This is a genomic window from Afipia dichlorophenoxyacetatis (assembly GCF_055386385.1).
In genome coordinates this window covers 5337368-5355788 of record NZ_AP029250.1, presented here as the reverse complement: position 1 = coordinate 5355788, position 18421 = coordinate 5337368, and the positions used below count along the sequence as shown (strand labels likewise).

Below are 18421 nucleotides of genomic sequence, written 5' to 3'. Positions count from 1 at the left end.
CTGATGCCCGGCCTCGTGCCGGGCATTTTTTTGGGTGTCTTGGTGGTAACCGAGGGGACAGGATTTCCGCTCAGGGATTTACCATTGCAAATCCCGCGTCAGAGCGCGCGGTGGTGTGACCTCGCCGAACAGTCGCTTGATTGCGAATTCGTCGATCTCCTTGAGATCGGCGAAATCGGCCGAATGAATCCCGCGCGTGACGAAGAGGCAGTCGAGTCCCATCGCGTTCGCACCGGTCAAGTCGGTGCGTACCGAGTCGCCGATGGCGAGGACGCGATCAAGAGGGGTTGTTGTCCCGCGCTTCGTCGCCGCGAGTTCGAGCGCACGGTCATAGATCGGACGGTGCGGCTTACCATAGAACAGCACGTCGCCGCCAAGTTCACGATAAAGCTCCGCGATGGCGCCCGCGCAGTAGATCAGTCTGTCGCCGCGTTCGACGATAATGTCGGGATTGGCGCAGATGAAGGTCAGGTTTCGCGCGCGCGCCTGGATCATCATGTCCCGGTAATCTTCGGCGGTTTCGACCTCGTCGTTGAACGGTCCGGTGCAGACGATGTAGTCAGCCTCCTCAAGGGAAGAGAAGGTGACATCGAGCTCCCGGAAGATGGGGTTGTCGCGGTCAGGGCCGATCTGAAACACCGACTTGTTCAGGTGAGATGCAACGTAATTCCGCGCCAGATCGCCGGACGACACGATGGCATCGTAAGTGTCGTCGGAGATGTTCATCTTCCGCAACTGGCGCTGCACAGAATCTGCAGGCCGCGGGGCGTTGGTGATCATGATCACCGTACCGCCCTGTTTGCGAAAGGTCTCCAGCGTCTTGCAGGGGCCAGGAAAACCCTTCAGCCCATCATGAATCACGCCCCAGATGTCGCTGAGGATGACGTCGGTGTTGGCGGTGAGTTCTTGCAGATGGTCAACGAAACGCAACGTGCTGACGGAAGGTGCAGTCATGTAATCCAATCAAGTGAGGGCAGAGGCGCGGCGCACCAGCGCGGCGTTGCCGGTCACACGAGGATGGTCTGCTGCGACCGGCTCACTGGCCTTTTCCGTACCAGCCTTCTCGTTCTTTGGCGAGGATGATTGCGTGGTCTCCGTGGCGACGTCCGGAGCGGTTCCCTCCGGACGCAGCGGGCGCGGCAGCGAGAACAGGAAGCCCTGGCCGAAACGAACGTCGTAGTCGAGCAGGTCAACGACCGAACGCTCAGCCTCAATTCGCTCCGCGACGAGATCGATGCCAAAACGGCCAAGCAGATTGGACAGATCGGCCGCGTGAATATCTGCGGATGACAATTGCTTCTGATCGAGCAACAGGTTGGCCGGAACCTTCATGAAGCGCACGCCGCGGTCGGCAAGGTCACGGCCATCGATTCGGAGGTCGGTGACGTTGTCGATGGAGAAGCCATAACCAAGGCGCTTCAGCGTTGCCAGGTGTTCGCTTTCCAGCGGTCCAAGATGGCGGAAGGTGTTCTGCTTGAACTCAAGAATGAGGAACGGCGCAAGCGCGCGATTGGCATCGAGGAAGTCGCGGCACTGATTGAAGGCGGATGTGTTGCTCAGGGTCGCGGCGGACAGGTTGCAGAAGATGCCAACATCCTTGTTGCGGACCATGAGCCGTCGCAGCACCTGCACGCAACGCAGCATCACGAGGTTATCGATCTGCCCCATAAGGCCGGCAGCTTCCGCGGTGCCAATGAAATCGCCCGCGGTGAGGACCTGTTCCTTGTCGTCGCGCAGGCGCGACATGGCCTCGTAGAAGCGAATCTTGCGCTGAGGCAGCGTCACCATCGGCTGGAGATAGATATCGAGACGGTTGGCCTCGATCGCACTTTTGACCGCCACCAGCATCTGGGCATTGTTGACATTGGCTGGTGCCGGCGGTGTGCTCGCCGGCTTGGACGGTTCGACGGGCTTGGATGTCTCGGTCGGTCTGGTGATCTCGGCGCGTGGAGTGTCCGATGCCGACGTCGGTGAGGAGAAGCTCCTGGCCGCATTCGAGGGCGGCACATTCGCCAGAATATCTTCATGAGCTGCGATGGAGCTTGCCAGCTCATTCATCAATGCAGCGAGCTCGCCGATCTCGTTAGAGACCGTGTTGATGCGTTCCTGACCGCTCGTGTCCGCTGCGATGAGACGGCTTTCCATCGCGGTTATGCGACGACCAACCTCGCCGACCTGACGGGCAAGATCAGCCGTGCCGCGGGACAGGTCCGCGATCTGGCCGCCGACATCGCTGCGGTCGCGCAACCGCATCGAGACAGCATTGTAGAGGATCAGGAATGTGAGGGCGGCGAGCGCCACAACGGCTGATTCGGTGACGTTGAGGCCAGCGACCCCGTAGAGCAACATGCCAAACGAAGCAGCGATCAACACCATGCAGATGGCGATGAAAATCGTCGAAATGCGAATCATGATGTGCGCCTGAACCTCGTACATCATATGTTTACCACTAGTTGGATTCGACGCGAAATTTTATTTGCCCGGTGCGGGAACGAATTCGGTTCCAGTCGTTGAGGTTTTGCGGGTTAACGCCGATCGTGTTCCAATCATCCACATCTTTGTTTGTTGCCAACAATGCAAAATGCCCAGCTTTGCAGCTGGGCATTTCGTATTTGAGGCGCTTCTGATGGGTTTTTATGCGACCGCGCGAATCACCTTGGCGACTTTGTCCATGATCTCGCCGATTTGGCTCTCGGAGACGATCAGCGGCGGTGTGAGCGCGATGGTGTCGCCAGCGATGCGGATCATCAGGTCGTGGTCATGGAAGGCGCTTTCGAGTGCTTCATAGCCCCGCAGTCCCGGCGCATCCTTCTTCGGTGCCAGATCGATGCCTGCAGTGATGCCGACCGTGCGGATATCGACGACGTTCGGTTCTTTCCGCAGCTCCATCACGGCGTCAGCCCACTTCGGCTCCATTGCCCTCGCACGCTCGAACAGTCCCTCGTCGCGATAGATATCGAGCGTTGCAAGGCCTGCCGCGCAGGCCAAGGGGTGTGCAGAATAGGTGTAGCCATGGAAGAGCTCGACCGCGTGATCGGGGCCCTTCATGAAAGAGTCATAAATGGTGTCGCGGATCAACACGCCACCCATCGGCACAGCACCGTTGGTAATGCCCTTCGCGAATGTGATCATGTCCGGCAACACGCCGTACCGTTCAGCAGCGAAAGCGTAGCCGAGACGGCCATAGCCCGTGATGACCTCGTCGAAGATCAACAGGATGCCATGCTTGTCGCAGATCTCGCGGAGCCGCTTGAGGTAGCCCTTCGGTGTGGGCAGCACGCCGGTCGAGCCGGCCATCGGTTCGACGATGACGGAGGCGACGGTGTTGGCGCCATGGAGGCCGACAATGCGCTCCAGCTCATCGGCGAGGTGAGCGCCATATTCCGGCTCGCCCTTGCTGAAAGCCTGCTTCTCGCGGTCATAGGTGGTCGGCAGGTGATCGACGCCGGTGAGCAGCGAGCCGAACATCTTGCGGTTGTTGACCATGCCGCCGACGGAGATGCCGCCGAAGCCCACGCCATGATAGCCGCGCTCGCGGCCAATCAGCCGGGTCCGACCTGCGTCGCCGCGGCCATTGTGATAGGCCAGCGCAATCTTCAGCGCTGTATCGACGGCCTCCGAGCCTGAGTTGCAGAAGAAAACGTGCTCAAGGCCTTTCGGCGCGATACCGGCGATGCGGCTCGCCAGTTCGAACGCCTGCGGATGGCCGAACTGGAAGGGCGGCGCGTAGTCGAGGTTCGCAGCCTGCTTTGCGATCGCCTCTGTGATTGGGGCGCGGCCATGGCCCACGTTGGAGCACCACATGCCCGCGGTGCCGTCGAGGATGCTACGACCGTCGGTGGTGAAATAGTGCATATCCTTCGCACCGGCGAGCATGCGCGGCTTGCGCTTGAAGGAGCGGTTCGAGGTGAACGGCATCCAAAATGCGTCAAGATCGTTGGGTGTCGCGACAGTCGGGCGGGGGTGCTGAATATTCACGAGGTCTTCCTTCCGAAGAACTTTTGGGTGGCCACGGCGCGGACCGTAGCAGCTTCTTTCGAGGATCGAAACGCGTTGATGCATCACATCGGGCCAGATCAAAATGCAAAAACAGCATAGAAGTTCTGCGCAACTATAAGTTGAATATAGGGCGTCCTAGGAAATCAGCGGTCCAACGCTGATCTCATGGAGAGACTCCAGAGAAATACCGGGATGCTTGCCGCTCCGGCACACGGCTGATAACCCGATATCAATTTTCAGGGTCGGCGCAGGGCGCCGCAATCATCGAGCACCATGTCCGAAAACAAAGCCAAAAAGCCGCAAAAATTGAAAGCTCGCCTGCCGCGCGGGCTGGTGGACCGCACCCCGGCCGAAATCGCTGCCACGCGGCAGATGGTGGAGAAAATCCGCGAGGTCTATGAGCGCTATGGCTTCGAGCCGGTGGAAACGCCGGCCATGGAATACACCGATGCTCTGGGCAAATTCCTGCCAGACCAGGATCGGCCCAATGAGGGGGTATTCTCGTTTCAGGATGACGACGAGCAGTGGATATCACTGCGTTACGATCTGACCGCGCCGCTGGCGCGTTATGTTGCCGAGAATTTCGATACGCTGCCGAAGCCCTATCGCAGCTATCGTCATGGCTACGTCTATCGCAACGAGAAGCCGGGTCCGGGCCGCTTCCGTCAGTTCATGCAGTTCGATGCCGACACGGTGGGCAGTGCGTCGCCTGCGGCCGATGCCGAGATGTGCATGATGGCGGCCGACACCATGGAGGCACTGGGGATTCCGCGTGGCTCCTATGTGGTGAAGGTCAATAACCGCAAGGTGCTTGACGGCGTGATGGAGAGCATCGGCCTTGGCGGAACTGATAATGCCGGGAAGCGTCTCACGGTCCTTCGGGCCATCGACAAGCTCGATCGCCTGGGTGTCGAAGGGGTGGAGCTGCTGCTTGGCGAAGGCCGCAAGGACGAGAGCGGTGACTTTACGAAAGGTGCGGGCCTGAGCGCGGAGCAGAGTGCGATTGTGCTCGAAAGCCTCAATGCGGACAGCGCCCAGGCGGAGTTCGCCGAGTCCGAGGCTGATCGCTCGCCCGCCTCGCTCCTGTTCCAGAGTGAAGCCTATCGTCAGGGACGCACCGAACTCGACGAGATCGCAAAATTCATCACAGCGGCCGGGTATCATGCCGACCGGATCAAGATTGATCCGTCCGTCGTCCGCGGCCTCGAATACTACACTGGTCCGGTCTACGAGGTTGAGCTGCTGCTCGAGACAAAAGACGAGAAGGGCCGCCCCGTGCGTTTCGGCTCGGTGGGCGGCGGTGGCCGCTATGATGGGCTCGTTTCACGTTTCCGTGGTGAGCCGGTGCCGGCGACAGGGTTTTCCATCGGCGTATCACGTCTGCAAGCCGCGCTGACGCTGCTGGGGAAGATTGACACGACGCCCGAACATGGTCCGGTCGTCGTGGTGGTCATGGACCGTAACGAGATCGCGCAGTATCAGGCATTCGTTGCGACGCTTCGCAACGCGGGCATCCGTGCTGAACTTTATCTCGGTAATCCGAAAAATAATCTGGGCGTACAGTTCAAGTACGCCGACAGGCGCAATTCCCCTTGCGTCGTCATTCAGGGCGGTGACGAGAAGGCGAAGGGCGAAGTGCAGGTCAAGGATTTGATCCTCGGCGCCGAGATTGCCGGTCTCTCCAGCGACCGCGACGACTATCGCCAGAAGCAGGCCGAGGCGCAATTCGCCGCGAAGGAAAGCGAACTGGTGGATGCAGTACGTAAGGTTCTCGCACGACATAATGTCAGCTGGGCAAAGAATTAGCCGCCCGAAAACCAATGACGTGCCATGCCATTCGATGCGTGGCGCCCATAATCGTGATCTGTTCAGATTTTGCGCGAGGCGCAAATCAAGATCGCGCCAATCTCACGCCGAAGTGAGTTGCGCGCAGGAGAGTTGACAAGTTTCGCGATGACCTGAAGTTTTACGTTCAAGCGGTCACATGAAGTAACCGCATTCAACTGGAGGACATGATGCCCGAGGTAACGATCAATTTGGCAGCCGGCCGTACTGACGAGCAGAAGAAGGGTATGATGCTCGACATCACCCAGGCGCTGGTGAAGAACCTCGGCGTCGATGCCGAAGCTGTCGTCATCCAGATCAACGAAGCAGCGCTCAACAATAAGATGAAAGGTGGCAAAACCTTCATCGAACGACAGAAGAAGTGAGTGCGGACAAAACCAGTCCGGGTGTGCTTGACCACGTTTCGGTCGGTATGACCGGCGAAAAGATCGTCACCGTCACGCATGATATGACGGTGGCGCATTTTCTGTCGACCATGCCGGCCGTCTACGCTACGCCAATCATGATCCTGCATATGGAGATGGCGTCGACAGATATTGTCGCGGCGCACCTGCCGGATGGCTATGTGAGCGTCGGCATGGAAGTGAATGTTCGGCATCTCGCGGCAACGCCGGTTGGGCAGCAAGTGCGTGTCGCTGCGCGCGTCGTTCAGGTCGATCCGAGGAGCGTGCTGTTCGAGGTGGAAGCCTGGGATGGGGACCGCAAGATCGGCGATGGCACCCATCGTCGTGGGGTGGTGAATGTCGCCGCGTTCGAAAAGCGCCTGGGGGCGCGTTAAAAATCCGCAATTTCACGGATATCTGATCGCTTTGATCGGGCGGTAATTGTAGAAACTTCCGATAGTGCGCCGAGGTTGCGCGGCTTGGACGAGGTTTTCTATGCGAAAGTTATTGATCGCTCTCGCTATCACGCTGGTGTCGGTGCCGGCTTATGCCCAGATGGGCGGTGGCGGCAAGCATCGCGGCGGCGGCGGGCAGACGTCGGCTGGTGACGCGGACAAGCAGAAGCGCATGGCGAAGGAAGAAGCCGCGGCCAAGGCCGCGATGAAAACGGTGCCGGACTCGAAAGAGAAGTACGACCCGTGGAAAATTGGGAAATAAAAATCGGGAAGTAGTGCTGGCGGCAGACGGGGTTTAGTCACCATCTTCCCCATCGGCTGCTACTTCTTCGGTAGCATGCCCTTCAGCGCCTGCATGTCCTTGATATTGATCTTGACGCCGCCGGGCATGATCATGTCGCCGGCTTTTTGATCCGCCTTGCAGGCACCGGCCCATTTGGCTTCCATCATCGTGACGGATTCAGCCGGGACACCCGCCGGGGCGTCGGTGTTTTTCGACGACACTTTCACTGTGTAGGCCGAATTGAAGTCGCCATTGATTTCGGTATGCGACACCGACGTCATGCCGTTGACCGCGCAGGTCGCGTCGACAACCATCCCGGTCGCCGTCTTCTGCATGTCCTGTTTGGCGCACATCTCTTTTGCCATCGGGCTGAATGATGTGGCCATGTCCTTGTCGGTTGTGGCGTCGGTGCATTGCTGCACGACCATTGCCGGCATCTGTGGGCCGAGGTTGACCGTGATCTCCCACAAACCCGGCTTGCGGTTCGGCATCTCGAACGGTTCTGCCGTTGTGGACTGTGCGAGCGCGGTCAGAAACATGGCCGAGAGTGCGGCGCTGATCCCGGCGATGCGAATCTGTTTTCGTATCATCACCGGGGTCTCCGGAAACTTAGTAGGCAACGCGCAGCGGATGGCTCAGATGGCCCGGGCGCACCCACACGCATGAAAAGGAAATGTAGCCGCCGTAACGCGCATCCGAACCGGTAAGCTTCACGGCTTTGCCGTACTGAGCGCAGTGATTGACGGCAAGGCCCTTGATGTCCACGCCTTGCTGGTACAGCGAGTAAGAAATGATGCCGCCGGTGTCGTTGCCCTTGAAGGGAGGGACCCTGTCGACCCAGCTGAATAAGTCTGACTGCGCCTGCGCCGTACCAGACACAGTGAGCACGCATGCCGCAGCCAAAATCGCCAATCCAATGGTTCGCATCGTCTTCTCCAATCGCATCTGCCCGAGCACTTTCTGCAAACGGCAGGCATGCCGTCATGCCCCAAATACCGGTTGCGTCATATGACAACAAAACCGGCACCCGGCTTTGCGCAACACGCGCACGGACCATAAGGCCACCGGGCCGACATGGAAAGAACACGAGCGCTGTTCAACAGGGGATGACCGACAAGTGTTGCCGCGCTGCACTTGACCCCATGACGGCTTCGCGGCACTTTCCGCCGCAACAACATTCAGTGGATGCGCCATGCGCCAGTTTTTCTCGACAGTCCGGAAATTTAGCCTCGCCGCCATTCTTGGCGTTGTTGTCGGTTTCATGACACTTAGCCAGCCTGTACAGGCAGCGAATATCTTCGAAAAGGGCTTCTGGCTGTCCGGCCCGCGCTACGATGGCGTGGTGGGCGACTGCTACCAGGCCCTCCAGACGGTCTCCCGGCAGTTTGCGGAAAAAGAGAGCAAGTTCTGGAATTCCAATCTCGAAATCACCGGCTATGCGAATGTGCGCGAGACGGCTTTTCATCCATGGGCGAATGATACCATTCCCCGCCGCTTCTGCTCCGCTAGCGCCATGCTGAATGACGGCCGGGCGCGCCAGGTACACTATTCCGTGATCGAGGATGGTGGTTTCGCCGGGTTCGATTCGGGGGTCGAATGGTGTGTGGTCGGTCTTGACCGCAACTGGGCCTACAACCCGTCCTGCAAGGCCGCTAGGCCATAAGCTAATCCTCTGCATTTTTGACGACACGCAGTCGCCGCGCCATCCATGGTGCGGCGATTTTTTTTGTTCTTGAAATGTTCTTGAAAATTGTTCCGGGGCTGATTAGGCTTGCGACCAAGGCTTACAGGTAGGGGGCGTACAAAAATGACCGGATCAATGGCCGCCAATGCCGCGGATAACGACAGGCGCTGGCTTCCCATACCGCGATTTCTCAGAGCGGCTTTGTCGGCGGTGCTTTGGCCGGTGACCATTGCAGCCCTGGGGCTGGTCCTCGCGGGTGTGGCGGGCGGCGGCGTCGCCCGAGCCCAGGATTATCGCCAGAACGCGCCGGGTGAATTCGATTTTTACGTGTTGTCCCTGTCATGGTCGCCCTCGTTCTGCGAGGCCGCAGGAGAGCAGGGTAATTCCAGCCGCGGTGTTCAAGCCCAGTGCAAAGGGCGGCCCTATTCGTTTGTGGTCCATGGGCTGTGGCCGCAATACGAGCGTGGATTTCCGAATTACTGCCAGAGGCCTGCACCGCGACTGGCGCGCAACTTGATGACGTCGATGCTCGATCTCATGCCCGCGCCTGGGCTGATCTATAACGAATGGGACAAACACGGCACGTGTTCCGGGCTTGGTGCGCGCGCGTATTTCGAAACGATCCGCAAGGCTCGTGCGGCGGTGAAAATTCCAACCGAATATCTGAATCTCTCGGATCCGCTCACGGTCGCTCCTGCCGCGATCGAGGAAGCCTTCATCAAGGTCAATCCCGGCCTTAGCAGTACGGCAATCTCTGTGACCTGTGACAGCCGCCGCCTCAGCGAAGTGCGCATCTGCATGAGCAAGGATCTGCAGTTTCGCGCCTGCGAGGAAATCGATCGACGCGCTTGCAGGCGCGACAATGTGGTGATGCCGCCTGTGCGTGGCGGCTAGGCGCGGCTCCAACTCACTTTGCTTTTGGTGCAGTACCTTGATCCAGTATTTCGCGGTTCGTCCGGAGATACTGGATCAACGTTCTCCGATGCTATCTGTGGGAACGCAAAAGCCTGTCATCTGACGTTACTTTCGCGTGCTGATGTCGTAACTGTTGTGGCATGAATTATCGCCATGCCTTTCACGCCGGAAATTTCGCTGATGTGATCAAGCACATCGTGCTGGTTCGCATTCTGACCTATCTGCACGAGAAGCCTGCCGCGTTTCGCGTGATCGATACCCATGCTGGAGCAGGTCTTTACGATCTCACCAGTGAGGAGGCCGAACGCGGCGGTGAATGGCGAACGGGTATCGCGCGGCTGATGCAGGCGCGATTGACCGATGCCGTGATGGCGCTTGTTGCGCCCTATCTCGATATTGTGCGCGCCTTCAATCCCCAACGTGATCTCACCGCTTACCCTGGCTCGCCGTTGATCGCGCGGGCGTTGCTGCGCCCACAGGATCGTCTCGTCGCCTGCGAACTTGAACCGAAGGCACGAAAGCAGTTGATCCGCGCCTTGCATAACGATCTTCAGGGGCGCGTGGTTGATCTCGATGGCTGGATGGCCTTGCCTGCTTTTGTGCCGCCGAATGAACGGCGCGGGCTGGTGTTGATCGATCCGCCGTTTGAGAGCCGCGATGAATTTACACGGCTGGCTGACGGGTTTGCGGCGGCGCACGGAAAGTGGCCGACCGGTATTTACATGCTGTGGTATCCGATCAAGGAGCGCCGCGCGGTCGAGACGCTCGCCGATCGTGTGGCGAAGATTGCGAATGCGGGGGCAGGAAGCGACGCGAAATGCCTGCGCGTGGAGTTTAGTGTGGCACCGCAAACTGGGGACTCGGGGCTGGTCTCGACCGGACTCTTGATCGTCAATCCGCCATGGACGCTGGCTGCTGAATTGAAGGCGATTCTCCACGAATTGGAAAAGCCGTTGGGACAAGGCGGTGCGGGGCGTTTCCGAGTGGACGCGCTTCGGGGCTGACCGGCATCACCCATTTTGGGTATGCCCGGAGATGCGCGCTTAAAACGGGACAAAAGCGTCGTAGTCAATCTGATACGAACCGTACTATGCTGTTCATGTGATGGCTGGCTTTACGTCCCGCGCCCGCAAATGGGGGCGGCGGAATGACGAGGCTTCGAGCGTACTCCGGTTTTTCCGGGCTGCTCCCAGGCCGATGCCTTCCGGCAGGTGAATGTCCGGTCAGGCTGCTGCGTGTTAGCGCAACGGCGGAGCAATGCGGGGAGGAGTTTCCCGATGGCCATGACGGGGACGGTCAAGTTTTTCAATGCGGAACGTGGTTATGGATTCATCAAGCCGGATGACGGCGGTCGCGATGTGTTTGTGCACATCACGGCAGTCGAGCGTGCCGGACTGAAGAATCTGGCGGAAGGACAGCGCATCACTTTCGAGGTCGAGCCCGATAAAAAGGGTAAGGGACCGAAAGCGGTTGATCTGGTGGTTTCGTCCTAAGCCTGGACTAACGCGGATACGATTCAGTTGATTGTCGCGTCGTCGCGTCGATGCTGACGCATGGCATCCGTTCAATGGCATTCATCCGACATTGTCGCGTTGGAGCACGAATGCTGCGGCTCCAACAGAAATCCCGGGCAAAAGCCCGGGATCGGAAGATCGTGAAATCAAGTTGGCTCGATCAGAACCGATAGTTCACGCCCACACGCAGTGTGTTGAATTCGTAGCCGTTAGACAGGCCGGTGATCGAGAAATTCCTGTCGGACAAGTCCACATAGAGATATTCGATCTTGGCAGACCAACGGTCGGTGAGGGCAACTTCTGCACCGACGCCCACGGTCCAGCCGAGTCCCGTATGGCTCTCCGAGAGGAAATAGTTCTCGCCCTTCAGGCCGCCGAAGGCGAGACCGCCGGTGCCGTAAAGCAGGATGTTGTTGAAGGCATAACCGACGCGGCCGCGCGCGGTGCCGAACCACGGGTTCGAAAACTTCCAGGGAGCGAAGGTGTCGTCCGCACTATTGATCTGAAGGTCGCCTTCGATACCGAAGACCAGTGCGCCCGATTGCCAATTATAGCCGGCCTGAATACCGCCGAGCACGCCTGACGGCTTGGCAGGATTGTTAGTTATGTCACCCCAGCCGTATCCGAGGTTGCCGCCGATATAGGGGCCCATCCAGCTGTTCGAGAGGGGTTGGTTGACGGTGTAAGGCTGCTGGGCATAAGGCCGGTTGCCATAAACGTCCGCTGCCTGTGCAGATGCAGACATGCAAATTGCGGCGAGGATCACTCCGCCAAATGCCGTTTTACTCATAACTCACTTCCCTCACGCACGTGCCCGGAATCGCCGGGTTTCGTTCATCTGCAGGCGCAGCCAGGCTGCCGTGGCGGGTCCGTCATGGTTACGGAATTCCACCTTTTCTGTGTAAAATTTATCGAGAGTTTTACGTTAAGCGCTCGTTAACGCGGGTTGCCGCCCCATTAACGTCCCTAAGAAAGTGTTAAAAGCTGTTCCGTCCCAGCCGGTTCGCGCCGTGTCTTTGCAATCTGTCTTTGACCGGCGTTGGGCATGACATAGGCTTTTCCGTGCACGTCTCGCGCTGGATGAATCCGCTCGCAGTGCATAAATTCCGCTCATGACTCACGATACCTCTGACCCGTCACAGCCGAAGGATCCGGCGTTCCAAGCACACCCGCGGGACCTTTCGTCAGGGAACTTGGGCGGTCAGGACGTTGACCCCGCCACGCTCACTCCCGATTCAACCTCCCCTGATGAGGACGTTGAAGGCAGTCTTCCGGAGCAGATCGACGAATCCGATGAACCCGCGTCGGAGGGCACGCTTGCGGCCGGCCGTGCGGCGATCGAACGCGCGGTGAAACTCGCGCCGACATCTCCCGGCGTCTATCGCATGCTGAATGCTGCGAATGACGTGCTTTATGTGGGCAAAGCCAAGAGCGTCAAAAAGCGGCTGTCATCCTATGCGCGGCCGACCGGTCATCCCGCGCGAATCGCACGAATGATTGCAGCGACCGTCGCTGTAGAAATTATTTCGACCGCGACAGAAACCGAAGCTCTGCTGCTTGAAGCCAATCTGATCAAGCAACTGCGTCCGCGCTTCAACGTGCTGCTGCGGGACGACAAGTCGTTCCCCTATATTCTGATCACGGGGGATCACTGGGCTCCTCAGATTCTCAAGCATCGCGGCGCCCAAACGCGGCCAGGCCGTTACTTCGGGCCGTTCGCATCGGTCGGAGCGGTGAACCGCACCATCACAGCCTTGCAGCGTGCGTTCCTCGTGCGCTCATGCACGGATTCGTTCTTCGAGAGCCGGACGCGGCCGTGCCTGTTGTATCAAATCAAGCGTTGTGCCGGCCCCTGCACAGGCGAGGTCGATTTTCCCGGCTATACGGAACTGGTGCGCGAGGCGAGCGACTTTCTTTCGGGGCGTAGCCGCGCCGTGAAGGAGTTGCTTGCGGCCGAAATGGAAAAGGCGTCGCACGAACTCGAATTCGAACGCGCAGCGCTTTATCGTGATCGTCTTGCTGCGCTGTCGGCGATTCAATCGCAGCAGGGCATCAATCCACGCACCGTGGAAGAGGCTGACGTGTTCGCCATCCATCAGGAAGGTGGATACACCTGCGTCGAAGTCTTCTTCTTCCGCACCGGACAGAATTGGGGCAACCGGGCTTATTTCCCGCGTGCGGACAAATCGTTGTCGCCCGAAGAAGTTTTGGGTTCGTTCCTGTCGCAGTTCTACGATGACAAGCCGCCGCCGAGGCAAATTCTGCTCTCGCATCGTGTCGAGGATCAGGAGCTGCTCGCCGAAGCATTAAGTGTAAAGGCAGGTTTCAAGGTCGAGGTCGCAACACCGCAACGTGGCGAGAAGAAAGAGCTTGTTGCGCATGCATTGACCAATGCGCGCGAGGCACTGGGACGCAAGCTGGCTGACACTGCGACACAAGCGCGGCTGTTGCAGGGGCTCGCTACGACACTCGGTCTGCCGAGCGTGCCGCGTCGTATCGAGGTCTACGACAACAGTCATATTCAAGGCACCAACGCGGTGGGCGCGATGATCGTTGCCGGACCCGATGGCCTGTTGAAAAACCAGTACCGGAAATTCAACATCAAGTCGCAAGGACTGACCCCAGGCGACGATTACGCAATGATGCGTGAGGTGCTGGAGCGCCGGTTCAAGCGGCTGCTCAATGAAGCACCTCAGGGCAACGAATCGAATTCGTCGGAGGACACTGATGATACGGCGCCACGATGGCCTGATCTCGTCATCATTGACGGCGGACAGGGCCAGCTGAATGCGGCACGTGCAATTTTCACAGAATTGAACCTGACCCAGGTCTCCCTGATCGCCGTGGCCAAGGGGCCAGACCGCGATGCGGGGCGCGAGACCTTGTTCATGCCGGATCGGCCATCGATCAAGCTCGAACCTCGCGATCCGGTGCTGTATTTCATCCAGCGGCTGCGCGACGAGGCGCACCGTTTCGTGATCGGATCGCACCGCAAGCTGCGTAAGAAGGACATTCGCGAGGCCGGTTTGCAGGAAATTCCCGGGATCGGGCCGTCCCGCAAGCGAGCCCTGCTTCATCATTTCGGGACCTTAAAGGAGATCGAGCGGGCCTCGCTGGCCGATCTCGGCAAAGTTCCCGGTGTCAGCGCCGAGAGCGCGCGCAAGATTTTCGATTTTTTCCACCCCAACAACGGCTAGAGCCGCGGATTTGAAGTTCTTCCGAGTGAAGCCGCAAGTTCGATGAAGAACTTCAAATCCAAAAGCGGCTCTAGAATCATAGGCTTGCTAGTACCCTTTGCTTTCCGAAGTTCGCAAAGCGGATGCTGCGACGTGTTACGAACTTCGGAAAGCGGGTGCTAGCGGATCATTTTCCGGCAGGAATTTGCGTGTAGATGAATTCTGCATTCCGGCCTGTCCAAAATACCGTTGCGGACTGTTGACGCGGGAGCTTTCGCAGTATTGGTAACACCCATGACCAGTGTCGCCGCCAGAAAGCCAGCGAAACGATCGCTGTCCTTGCCCAATATCCTCACGTACTCCCGGATCGTGGCGGTCCCGGTGGTGATCGGCTGCATGTATGCCCAGTCCATCTTGGGGGCGCCGCTGTGGCTGCGCTGGGTCGCGTTGTTTATTTTCATTGCCGCCGGCGTGACCGACTTCCTTGACGGTTATTATGCGCGGATGTGGGACCAGCAATCGGCGTTTGGCCGGATGCTCGATCCGATTGCGGACAAGCTTCTGGTCGCGTCGTGCCTGCTGATGCTGGCGGCGGATGAAACCATCAGAGGATGGTCATTGTGGGCTGCCATCGTGATTCTCTGCCGCGAGATTCTGGTCTCGGGCCTGCGTGAATATCTTGCAGCGATCCGCGTCAGCGTGCCGGTCTCCCAATTGGCCAAATGGAAAACCACTGTGCAACTTGTGGCCATTGGTTTTCTGATCGCGGGCGAAGCGGGAGAACAGATTCTGCCGCAGACGATCCTGATCGGAATCACACTGTTGTGGATCTCGGCGATCTTCACCATCTATACAGGATGGGATTACCTCCGAGCAGGTATCCATCATCTCACTGAGGAGGACCGATGAAGGTTCTCTATTTCGCGTGGGTGCGTGAGCGCGTCGGCAAGGCCGAAGAGACGATCGATCCACCGGCAAGCGTGCGTACGGTTTCCGACCTGATGCAATGGCTGGTGGCCCGCGGTGAAGAATACGCCAACGCCTTTGCCTCGCCACGTACGATTCGCGCGGCGATCGACCACAGCCACGTGAAGTCTGATGCTGCGATCGCAGGCGCGCGTGAAATCGCGTTCTTTCCGCCGATGACGGGCGGCTGAATTCTCCATGACTTGCCCGGTGACCATCCGCCTTCAGACCGCCGATTTTGACATCGCCGCGGAAACGGCGGCGATGACCAAAGGCCGGACTGATATTGGCGCGGTGGTGAGTTTCTCAGGGATCTGCCGCGGCGGTGAGGGCAGCGACGCCATCGCCGCAATGACCCTTGAGCATTATCCCGGCATGGCCGAGGCCGAGATCGCACGTCACGTGGATGAGGCGAAGGCGCGCTGGCCGTTGACGGGGATCACAGTGATCCACCGCTACGGTCGTGTTGTCCCTGGTGACAACATCGTGCTGGTATTGACTGCGTCCGCGCACCGGCAAGCCGCGTTTCAGGCTGCGGAATTTTTAATGGATTACCTGAAGGCCAATGCCCCGTTCTGGAAATCCGAGGAGCGAGTGGGCGGCAATGCATGGGTCGAGGCGCAGAGCCATGATGATGAAGCGGCGGCGCGCTGGAAGCCGTAAGGCATAAAGATACTGAAGATATTGATGGCAAAAAAATCGAAATCCATTAGCGCGAAGTCGTCTGCCAAGCGCTCTGTCGCTACGAAGAAAGCAGCCAAAAAGCCTCTAAAGGTTGCGAAGCCAGTTAGGGCCGCCCCGGGCGAATTGCTGACATTGCTGGATCTGGTCCGTTACGCCGTGAGCCGTTTCTCGGAGGCGCAAATCGTCTTTGCCCACGGCACCACCGATCCGCTGGCCGAAGCAGCCTTTCTGGTGTGTGAGGCGCTGCATCTTCATCCCGATCAGTTCGAGATGTTTGCCACTGCGCGAGTAACCTCGCATGAAGCCGGCCGAATTCTGGATCTCATCGCGCAGCGCGCCAAGACGCGGAAGCCAGCTGCTTACCTCGTCAACAAGATCTACATGCGTGGCTTGCCGTTCTATGTCGATGAACGGGTGATCGTTCCGCGTTCCTTTATCGGCGAACTGCTGGATTCGCATTTTAGTGGCCAGACCGAAGATGAAGGCGGCTCGTTGATCGACGATCCAGGCTCGGTCGAACGCGTCCTTGATTTGTGCACCGGTTCGGGATGCCTCGCCATTCTCGCAAGCCAGAAGTTCTACAACGCCAGTGTTGATGCGGTGGATCTGTCCAAGGATGCATTGGCGGTGGCTGCACGCAACGTGTCCGATTACGGACTTGAGGACCGGGTCTCGCTCTATCAGGGTGATCTGTTCGAGGCGGTCAGTGATGCGCGCTACGACCTGATCATTACCAATCCGCCTTATGTCGATGAGGAGGGCATGGCGGGCTTGCCGCGTGAATGCCGTCACGAGCCGGCGATGGCATTCGATGGTGGCCTGGATGGTCTCGACATCGTGCGCAGGATCTTGAGCGAGGCTGGCCGGCATCTCACGCCGGACGGCGGCTTGCTGTGCGAGATCGGTCGTGGCCGCGAACTGCTCGACGACGCATTTCCGCAATTGCCATTGCTTTGGCTCGATACGGAAGATTCCGAGGGCGAAGTATTCTGGGTGCCGGCCGAAGCACTCCAATAGGCCGCAATCCATCCCCGAGGTCGGTGTCCATGCACCACCTCGCGACCCGACAATCGTCATGGCCAATCGACTTCTACCGGTGTAACCGGTCAGGATGCTGTTCAATCCCCGCCAGGATGCCCTGTCGCGTGCTGCATGGCTCGGTGAGTTCCGGGCGATGCTGTCGCTCGGCTGGCCACTGGTTCTCACCAACCTCGCGCAGATTGCTTTGACCACCACCGACATCATCATGATCGGCCGGTTGGGATCATCCGCGCTTGCGGCGGCAGCGCTTGGCGTGAATCTTTATTTTGCTCTCCACATTTTTGCCATTGGCCTTGTCACGGCAACATCACCGATGATGGCGGAGGTGTTCGGCCGCAAGCTCCACGTTGTACGTGAGGTGCGCCGCACGTTTCGCCAGGGATTGTGGACGGCGGTGATCATCTCGCTGCCAAGCTGGCTCGTGCTCTGGCACAGCGAAAGAATCCTGCTCTGGTTCGGTCAGGAGCCGCAGCTCGCGGCCGACGCGCAAATATTCGTACGCCATCTGCAGTGGGGATTTCTGCCCTTTCTCGGTTTCATCGTGTTGCGCGCCTTTGTCTCGGCCTTGGAGCATCCGGTTTGGGCACTGATCGTGACCGCCACGGCGATCGCCTTCAACATCGCCGCGAACTGGATACTTGTATTCGGGCATTTTGGTTTTCCGGCGCTCGGGCTGAAGGGATCGGGCATCGCCACCTCGCTCTCGAATACATTTCTGTTTTGCGGGCTTGCGCTGGTGGTGATCCTGAACAGACGGCTACGGCGATATCATCTGTTTGGGCGCTGGTGGCGGCCGGATTGGCTACGCCTTGTGGCGCTGTGGCGGCTTGGCTTGCCGATCGGCGCCACGATTGCATTCGAGGTCACGGTCTTTAACGCTGCTGTCTTTCTGATGGGGCAATTCGGTGCAACAGCGATTGCAGCACATTCCATTGCGATTCAGATCGCATCAGCCTCGTTCATGGTGCCCATGGGCCTTGGACAGGCGGCAACCGTGCGGGTTGGCCGGGCTCACGGCGCGCGGGACCCCGATGCGGTCACACGCGCAGGCTGGACTGCGTTCGCATTGGCCATGGTGTTTATGGCAACGATGAGCGTGGTGATGCTGGCGATCCCCCGCGTGCTGATCAGCGCGTTCATCGATATCGCGGATCCCGCCAATATGGCCGTGGTGAATCTCGCGGTGACATTCCTGTTTTGCGCCGCCATGTTTCAGATCGTGGACGGCGCGCAGGCGGTTGGGGCCGGCATGCTGCGCGGCCTGCAGGACACGCACGTGCCGATGATCTATGCCGCTATCGGGTATTGGGGCGTGGGGATGCCGATGAGCCTCTTCTTCGCATTCAGAATGGGCTTTGAAGGGCTCGGCATCTGGATCGGTCTTGCCACCGGCCTCGCAGTGGTCGCCTGCGTGATGATGGCGCGCTGGATCAGGCGTGATCGTCTTGGGTTAGTAACAGCACGCTGAGGTCTGCT

General features: G+C 58.9%; 20 protein-coding genes. 14 read left to right on the top strand and 6 right to left on the bottom strand.

All coding sequences use genetic code 11. From position 1 onward, the window contains the following. Positions 1-78: 78 nt before the first annotated feature. From ACZ5C3_RS25115 to aptA, 3 genes are all read right to left on the bottom strand, one after another. Complete coding sequence (locus ACZ5C3_RS25115) at positions 79-954, bottom strand: TIGR01459 family HAD-type hydrolase (protein ID WP_464033840.1); 876 nt, start codon at positions 952-954, stop codon at positions 79-81. A 9-nt stretch (positions 955-963) separates the two neighbouring features. Continuing rightward, positions 964-2412 (bottom strand): EAL domain-containing protein, encoded by a 1449-nt coding sequence (locus ACZ5C3_RS25110; RefSeq protein ID WP_464033839.1) that lies wholly within the window; start codon positions 2410-2412, stop codon positions 964-966. A 222-nt stretch (positions 2413-2634) separates the two neighbouring features. Beyond that, on the bottom strand, positions 2635-3978 hold the full coding sequence (aptA, locus tag ACZ5C3_RS25105; RefSeq protein ID WP_464033838.1) for an omega-aminotransferase AptA: 1344 nt from the start codon (positions 3976-3978) through the stop codon (positions 2635-2637). Positions 3979-4272: 294 nt separating this feature from the next. Between aptA and hisS the strand changes: the two genes are divergently transcribed. The 4 genes from hisS (at position 4273) to ACZ5C3_RS25085 (ending at position 6944) form a co-directional block, all read left to right on the top strand. After that, the gene (hisS, locus tag ACZ5C3_RS25100; RefSeq protein WP_464033837.1) at positions 4273-5805 is read left to right on the top strand and encodes a histidine--tRNA ligase; all 1533 of its coding nucleotides are present in this window, start codon (positions 4273-4275) and stop codon (positions 5803-5805) included. A 209-nt stretch (positions 5806-6014) separates the two neighbouring features. Continuing rightward, entirely contained in the window at positions 6015-6209 is a 195-nt protein-coding gene (locus ACZ5C3_RS25095; RefSeq protein WP_464033836.1) for a 2-hydroxymuconate tautomerase, read from the top strand. A gap of 47 nt (positions 6210-6256) precedes the next feature. After that, positions 6257-6622 (top strand): thioesterase family protein, encoded by a 366-nt coding sequence (locus ACZ5C3_RS25090; protein WP_464038431.1) that lies wholly within the window; start codon positions 6257-6259, stop codon positions 6620-6622. A gap of 100 nt (positions 6623-6722) precedes the next feature. Further along, on the top strand, positions 6723-6944 hold the full coding sequence (locus tag ACZ5C3_RS25085) for a hypothetical protein (RefSeq protein ID WP_464033835.1): 222 nt from the start codon (positions 6723-6725) through the stop codon (positions 6942-6944). A 59-nt stretch (positions 6945-7003) separates the two neighbouring features. On the opposite strand, the gene ACZ5C3_RS25080 is transcribed toward ACZ5C3_RS25085, so the two are convergent. Together ACZ5C3_RS25080 and ACZ5C3_RS25075 are read right to left on the bottom strand one after the other, a co-directional pair. Beyond that, positions 7004-7504 carry a DUF3617 domain-containing protein gene (locus tag ACZ5C3_RS25080; RefSeq protein WP_464038430.1) on the bottom strand — a complete coding sequence of 167 codons (501 nt, stop codon included), beginning with the start codon at positions 7502-7504 and terminating at the stop codon, positions 7004-7006. Positions 7505-7574: 70 nt separating this feature from the next. After that, positions 7575-7892 (bottom strand): hypothetical protein, encoded by a 318-nt coding sequence (locus ACZ5C3_RS25075; RefSeq protein WP_464033834.1) that lies wholly within the window; start codon positions 7890-7892, stop codon positions 7575-7577. Positions 7893-8157: 265 nt separating this feature from the next. Here ACZ5C3_RS25075 and ACZ5C3_RS25070 point away from each other — a divergent pair, with 265 nt between their 5' ends. The 4 genes from ACZ5C3_RS25070 to ACZ5C3_RS25055 all read left to right on the top strand — a co-directional run bounded on the left by ACZ5C3_RS25070 (position 8158) and on the right by ACZ5C3_RS25055 (position 11057). Next, positions 8158-8628, top strand: a complete 471-nt coding sequence (locus ACZ5C3_RS25070; RefSeq protein ID WP_464033833.1) for a hypothetical protein — start codon at positions 8158-8160, stop codon at positions 8626-8628. A gap of 144 nt (positions 8629-8772) precedes the next feature. Continuing rightward, positions 8773-9543, top strand: coding sequence for a ribonuclease T2 family protein (locus tag ACZ5C3_RS25065; RefSeq protein WP_464033832.1), 771 nt, complete (start codon positions 8773-8775; stop codon positions 9541-9543). Positions 9544-9704: 161 nt separating this feature from the next. Further along, entirely contained in the window at positions 9705-10568 is an 864-nt protein-coding gene (locus tag ACZ5C3_RS25060) for a 23S rRNA (adenine(2030)-N(6))-methyltransferase RlmJ (protein WP_464033831.1), read from the top strand. Between the two features lie 273 nt (positions 10569-10841). Continuing rightward, positions 10842-11057: a cold-shock protein gene (locus tag ACZ5C3_RS25055; RefSeq protein WP_424628048.1), complete on the top strand. Its 216-nt coding sequence runs from the start codon at positions 10842-10844 to the stop codon at positions 11055-11057. A gap of 181 nt (positions 11058-11238) precedes the next feature. On the opposite strand, the gene ACZ5C3_RS25050 is transcribed toward ACZ5C3_RS25055, so the two are convergent. Then, positions 11239-11868 carry an outer membrane protein gene (locus ACZ5C3_RS25050; protein WP_464033830.1) on the bottom strand — a complete coding sequence of 210 codons (630 nt, stop codon included), beginning with the start codon at positions 11866-11868 and terminating at the stop codon, positions 11239-11241. A 322-nt stretch (positions 11869-12190) separates the two neighbouring features. On the opposite strand from ACZ5C3_RS25050, the gene uvrC reads away from it, so the two are divergent. From uvrC to ACZ5C3_RS25020, 6 genes are all read left to right on the top strand, one after another. After that, on the top strand, positions 12191-14275 hold the full coding sequence (gene uvrC, locus ACZ5C3_RS25045) for an excinuclease ABC subunit UvrC (protein ID WP_464033829.1): 2085 nt from the start codon (positions 12191-12193) through the stop codon (positions 14273-14275). A gap of 273 nt (positions 14276-14548) precedes the next feature. After that, complete coding sequence (gene pgsA, locus ACZ5C3_RS25040) at positions 14549-15163, top strand: CDP-diacylglycerol--glycerol-3-phosphate 3-phosphatidyltransferase (RefSeq protein WP_464033828.1); 615 nt, start codon at positions 14549-14551, stop codon at positions 15161-15163. Beyond that, positions 15160-15411: a molybdopterin converting factor subunit 1 gene (moaD, locus tag ACZ5C3_RS25035; RefSeq protein WP_464033827.1), complete on the top strand. Its 252-nt coding sequence runs from the start codon at positions 15160-15162 to the stop codon at positions 15409-15411. The genes pgsA and moaD overlap by 4 nt, the downstream gene beginning before the upstream one ends. A gap of 7 nt (positions 15412-15418) precedes the next feature. After that, entirely contained in the window at positions 15419-15883 is a 465-nt protein-coding gene (locus tag ACZ5C3_RS25030) for a molybdenum cofactor biosynthesis protein MoaE (RefSeq protein WP_464033826.1), read from the top strand. Between the two features lie 24 nt (positions 15884-15907). Beyond that, positions 15908-16921, top strand: a complete 1014-nt coding sequence (gene prmB, locus ACZ5C3_RS25025; RefSeq protein WP_464033825.1) for a 50S ribosomal protein L3 N(5)-glutamine methyltransferase — start codon at positions 15908-15910, stop codon at positions 16919-16921. A gap of 94 nt (positions 16922-17015) precedes the next feature. Further along, entirely contained in the window at positions 17016-18413 is a 1398-nt protein-coding gene (locus ACZ5C3_RS25020; RefSeq protein WP_464033824.1) for an MATE family efflux transporter, read from the top strand. Positions 18414-18421 lie beyond the last annotated feature (8 nt).

Coding starts and splice junctions, on each gene's coding strand:
- pgsA (WP_464033828.1), top strand. CDS start 14,549: ATGACCAGTGTCGCCGCCAGAAAGCCAGCGAAACGATCGCTGTCCTTG.
- ACZ5C3_RS25060 (WP_464033831.1), top strand. CDS start 9,705: ATGAATTATCGCCATGCCTTTCACGCCGGAAATTTCGCTGATGTGATC.
- ACZ5C3_RS25115 (WP_464033840.1), bottom strand. CDS start 954: ATGACTGCACCTTCCGTCAGCACGTTGCGTTTCGTTGACCATCTGCAA.
- ACZ5C3_RS25050 (WP_464033830.1), bottom strand. CDS start 11,868: ATGAGTAAAACGGCATTTGGCGGAGTGATCCTCGCCGCAATTTGCATG.
- ACZ5C3_RS25110 (WP_464033839.1), bottom strand. CDS start 2,412: ATGATTCGCATTTCGACGATTTTCATCGCCATCTGCATGGTGTTGATC.
- prmB (WP_464033825.1), top strand. CDS start 15,908: ATGGCAAAAAAATCGAAATCCATTAGCGCGAAGTCGTCTGCCAAGCGC.
- ACZ5C3_RS25070 (WP_464033833.1), top strand. CDS start 8,158: ATGCGCCAGTTTTTCTCGACAGTCCGGAAATTTAGCCTCGCCGCCATT.
- ACZ5C3_RS25065 (WP_464033832.1), top strand. CDS start 8,773: ATGACCGGATCAATGGCCGCCAATGCCGCGGATAACGACAGGCGCTGG.
- ACZ5C3_RS25020 (WP_464033824.1), top strand. CDS start 17,016: ATGCTGTTCAATCCCCGCCAGGATGCCCTGTCGCGTGCTGCATGGCTC.
- ACZ5C3_RS25080 (WP_464038430.1), bottom strand. CDS start 7,504: ATGTTTCTGACCGCGCTCGCACAGTCCACAACGGCAGAACCGTTCGAG.
- ACZ5C3_RS25030 (WP_464033826.1), top strand. CDS start 15,419: ATGACTTGCCCGGTGACCATCCGCCTTCAGACCGCCGATTTTGACATC.
- ACZ5C3_RS25075 (WP_464033834.1), bottom strand. CDS start 7,892: ATGCGAACCATTGGATTGGCGATTTTGGCTGCGGCATGCGTGCTCACT.
- ACZ5C3_RS25085 (WP_464033835.1), top strand. CDS start 6,723: ATGCGAAAGTTATTGATCGCTCTCGCTATCACGCTGGTGTCGGTGCCG.
- ACZ5C3_RS25095 (WP_464033836.1), top strand. CDS start 6,015: ATGCCCGAGGTAACGATCAATTTGGCAGCCGGCCGTACTGACGAGCAG.
- hisS (WP_464033837.1), top strand. CDS start 4,273: ATGTCCGAAAACAAAGCCAAAAAGCCGCAAAAATTGAAAGCTCGCCTG.
- ACZ5C3_RS25090 (WP_464038431.1), top strand. CDS start 6,257: ATGACCGGCGAAAAGATCGTCACCGTCACGCATGATATGACGGTGGCG.
- uvrC (WP_464033829.1), top strand. CDS start 12,191: ATGACTCACGATACCTCTGACCCGTCACAGCCGAAGGATCCGGCGTTC.
- moaD (WP_464033827.1), top strand. CDS start 15,160: ATGAAGGTTCTCTATTTCGCGTGGGTGCGTGAGCGCGTCGGCAAGGCC.
- ACZ5C3_RS25055 (WP_424628048.1), top strand. CDS start 10,842: ATGGCCATGACGGGGACGGTCAAGTTTTTCAATGCGGAACGTGGTTAT.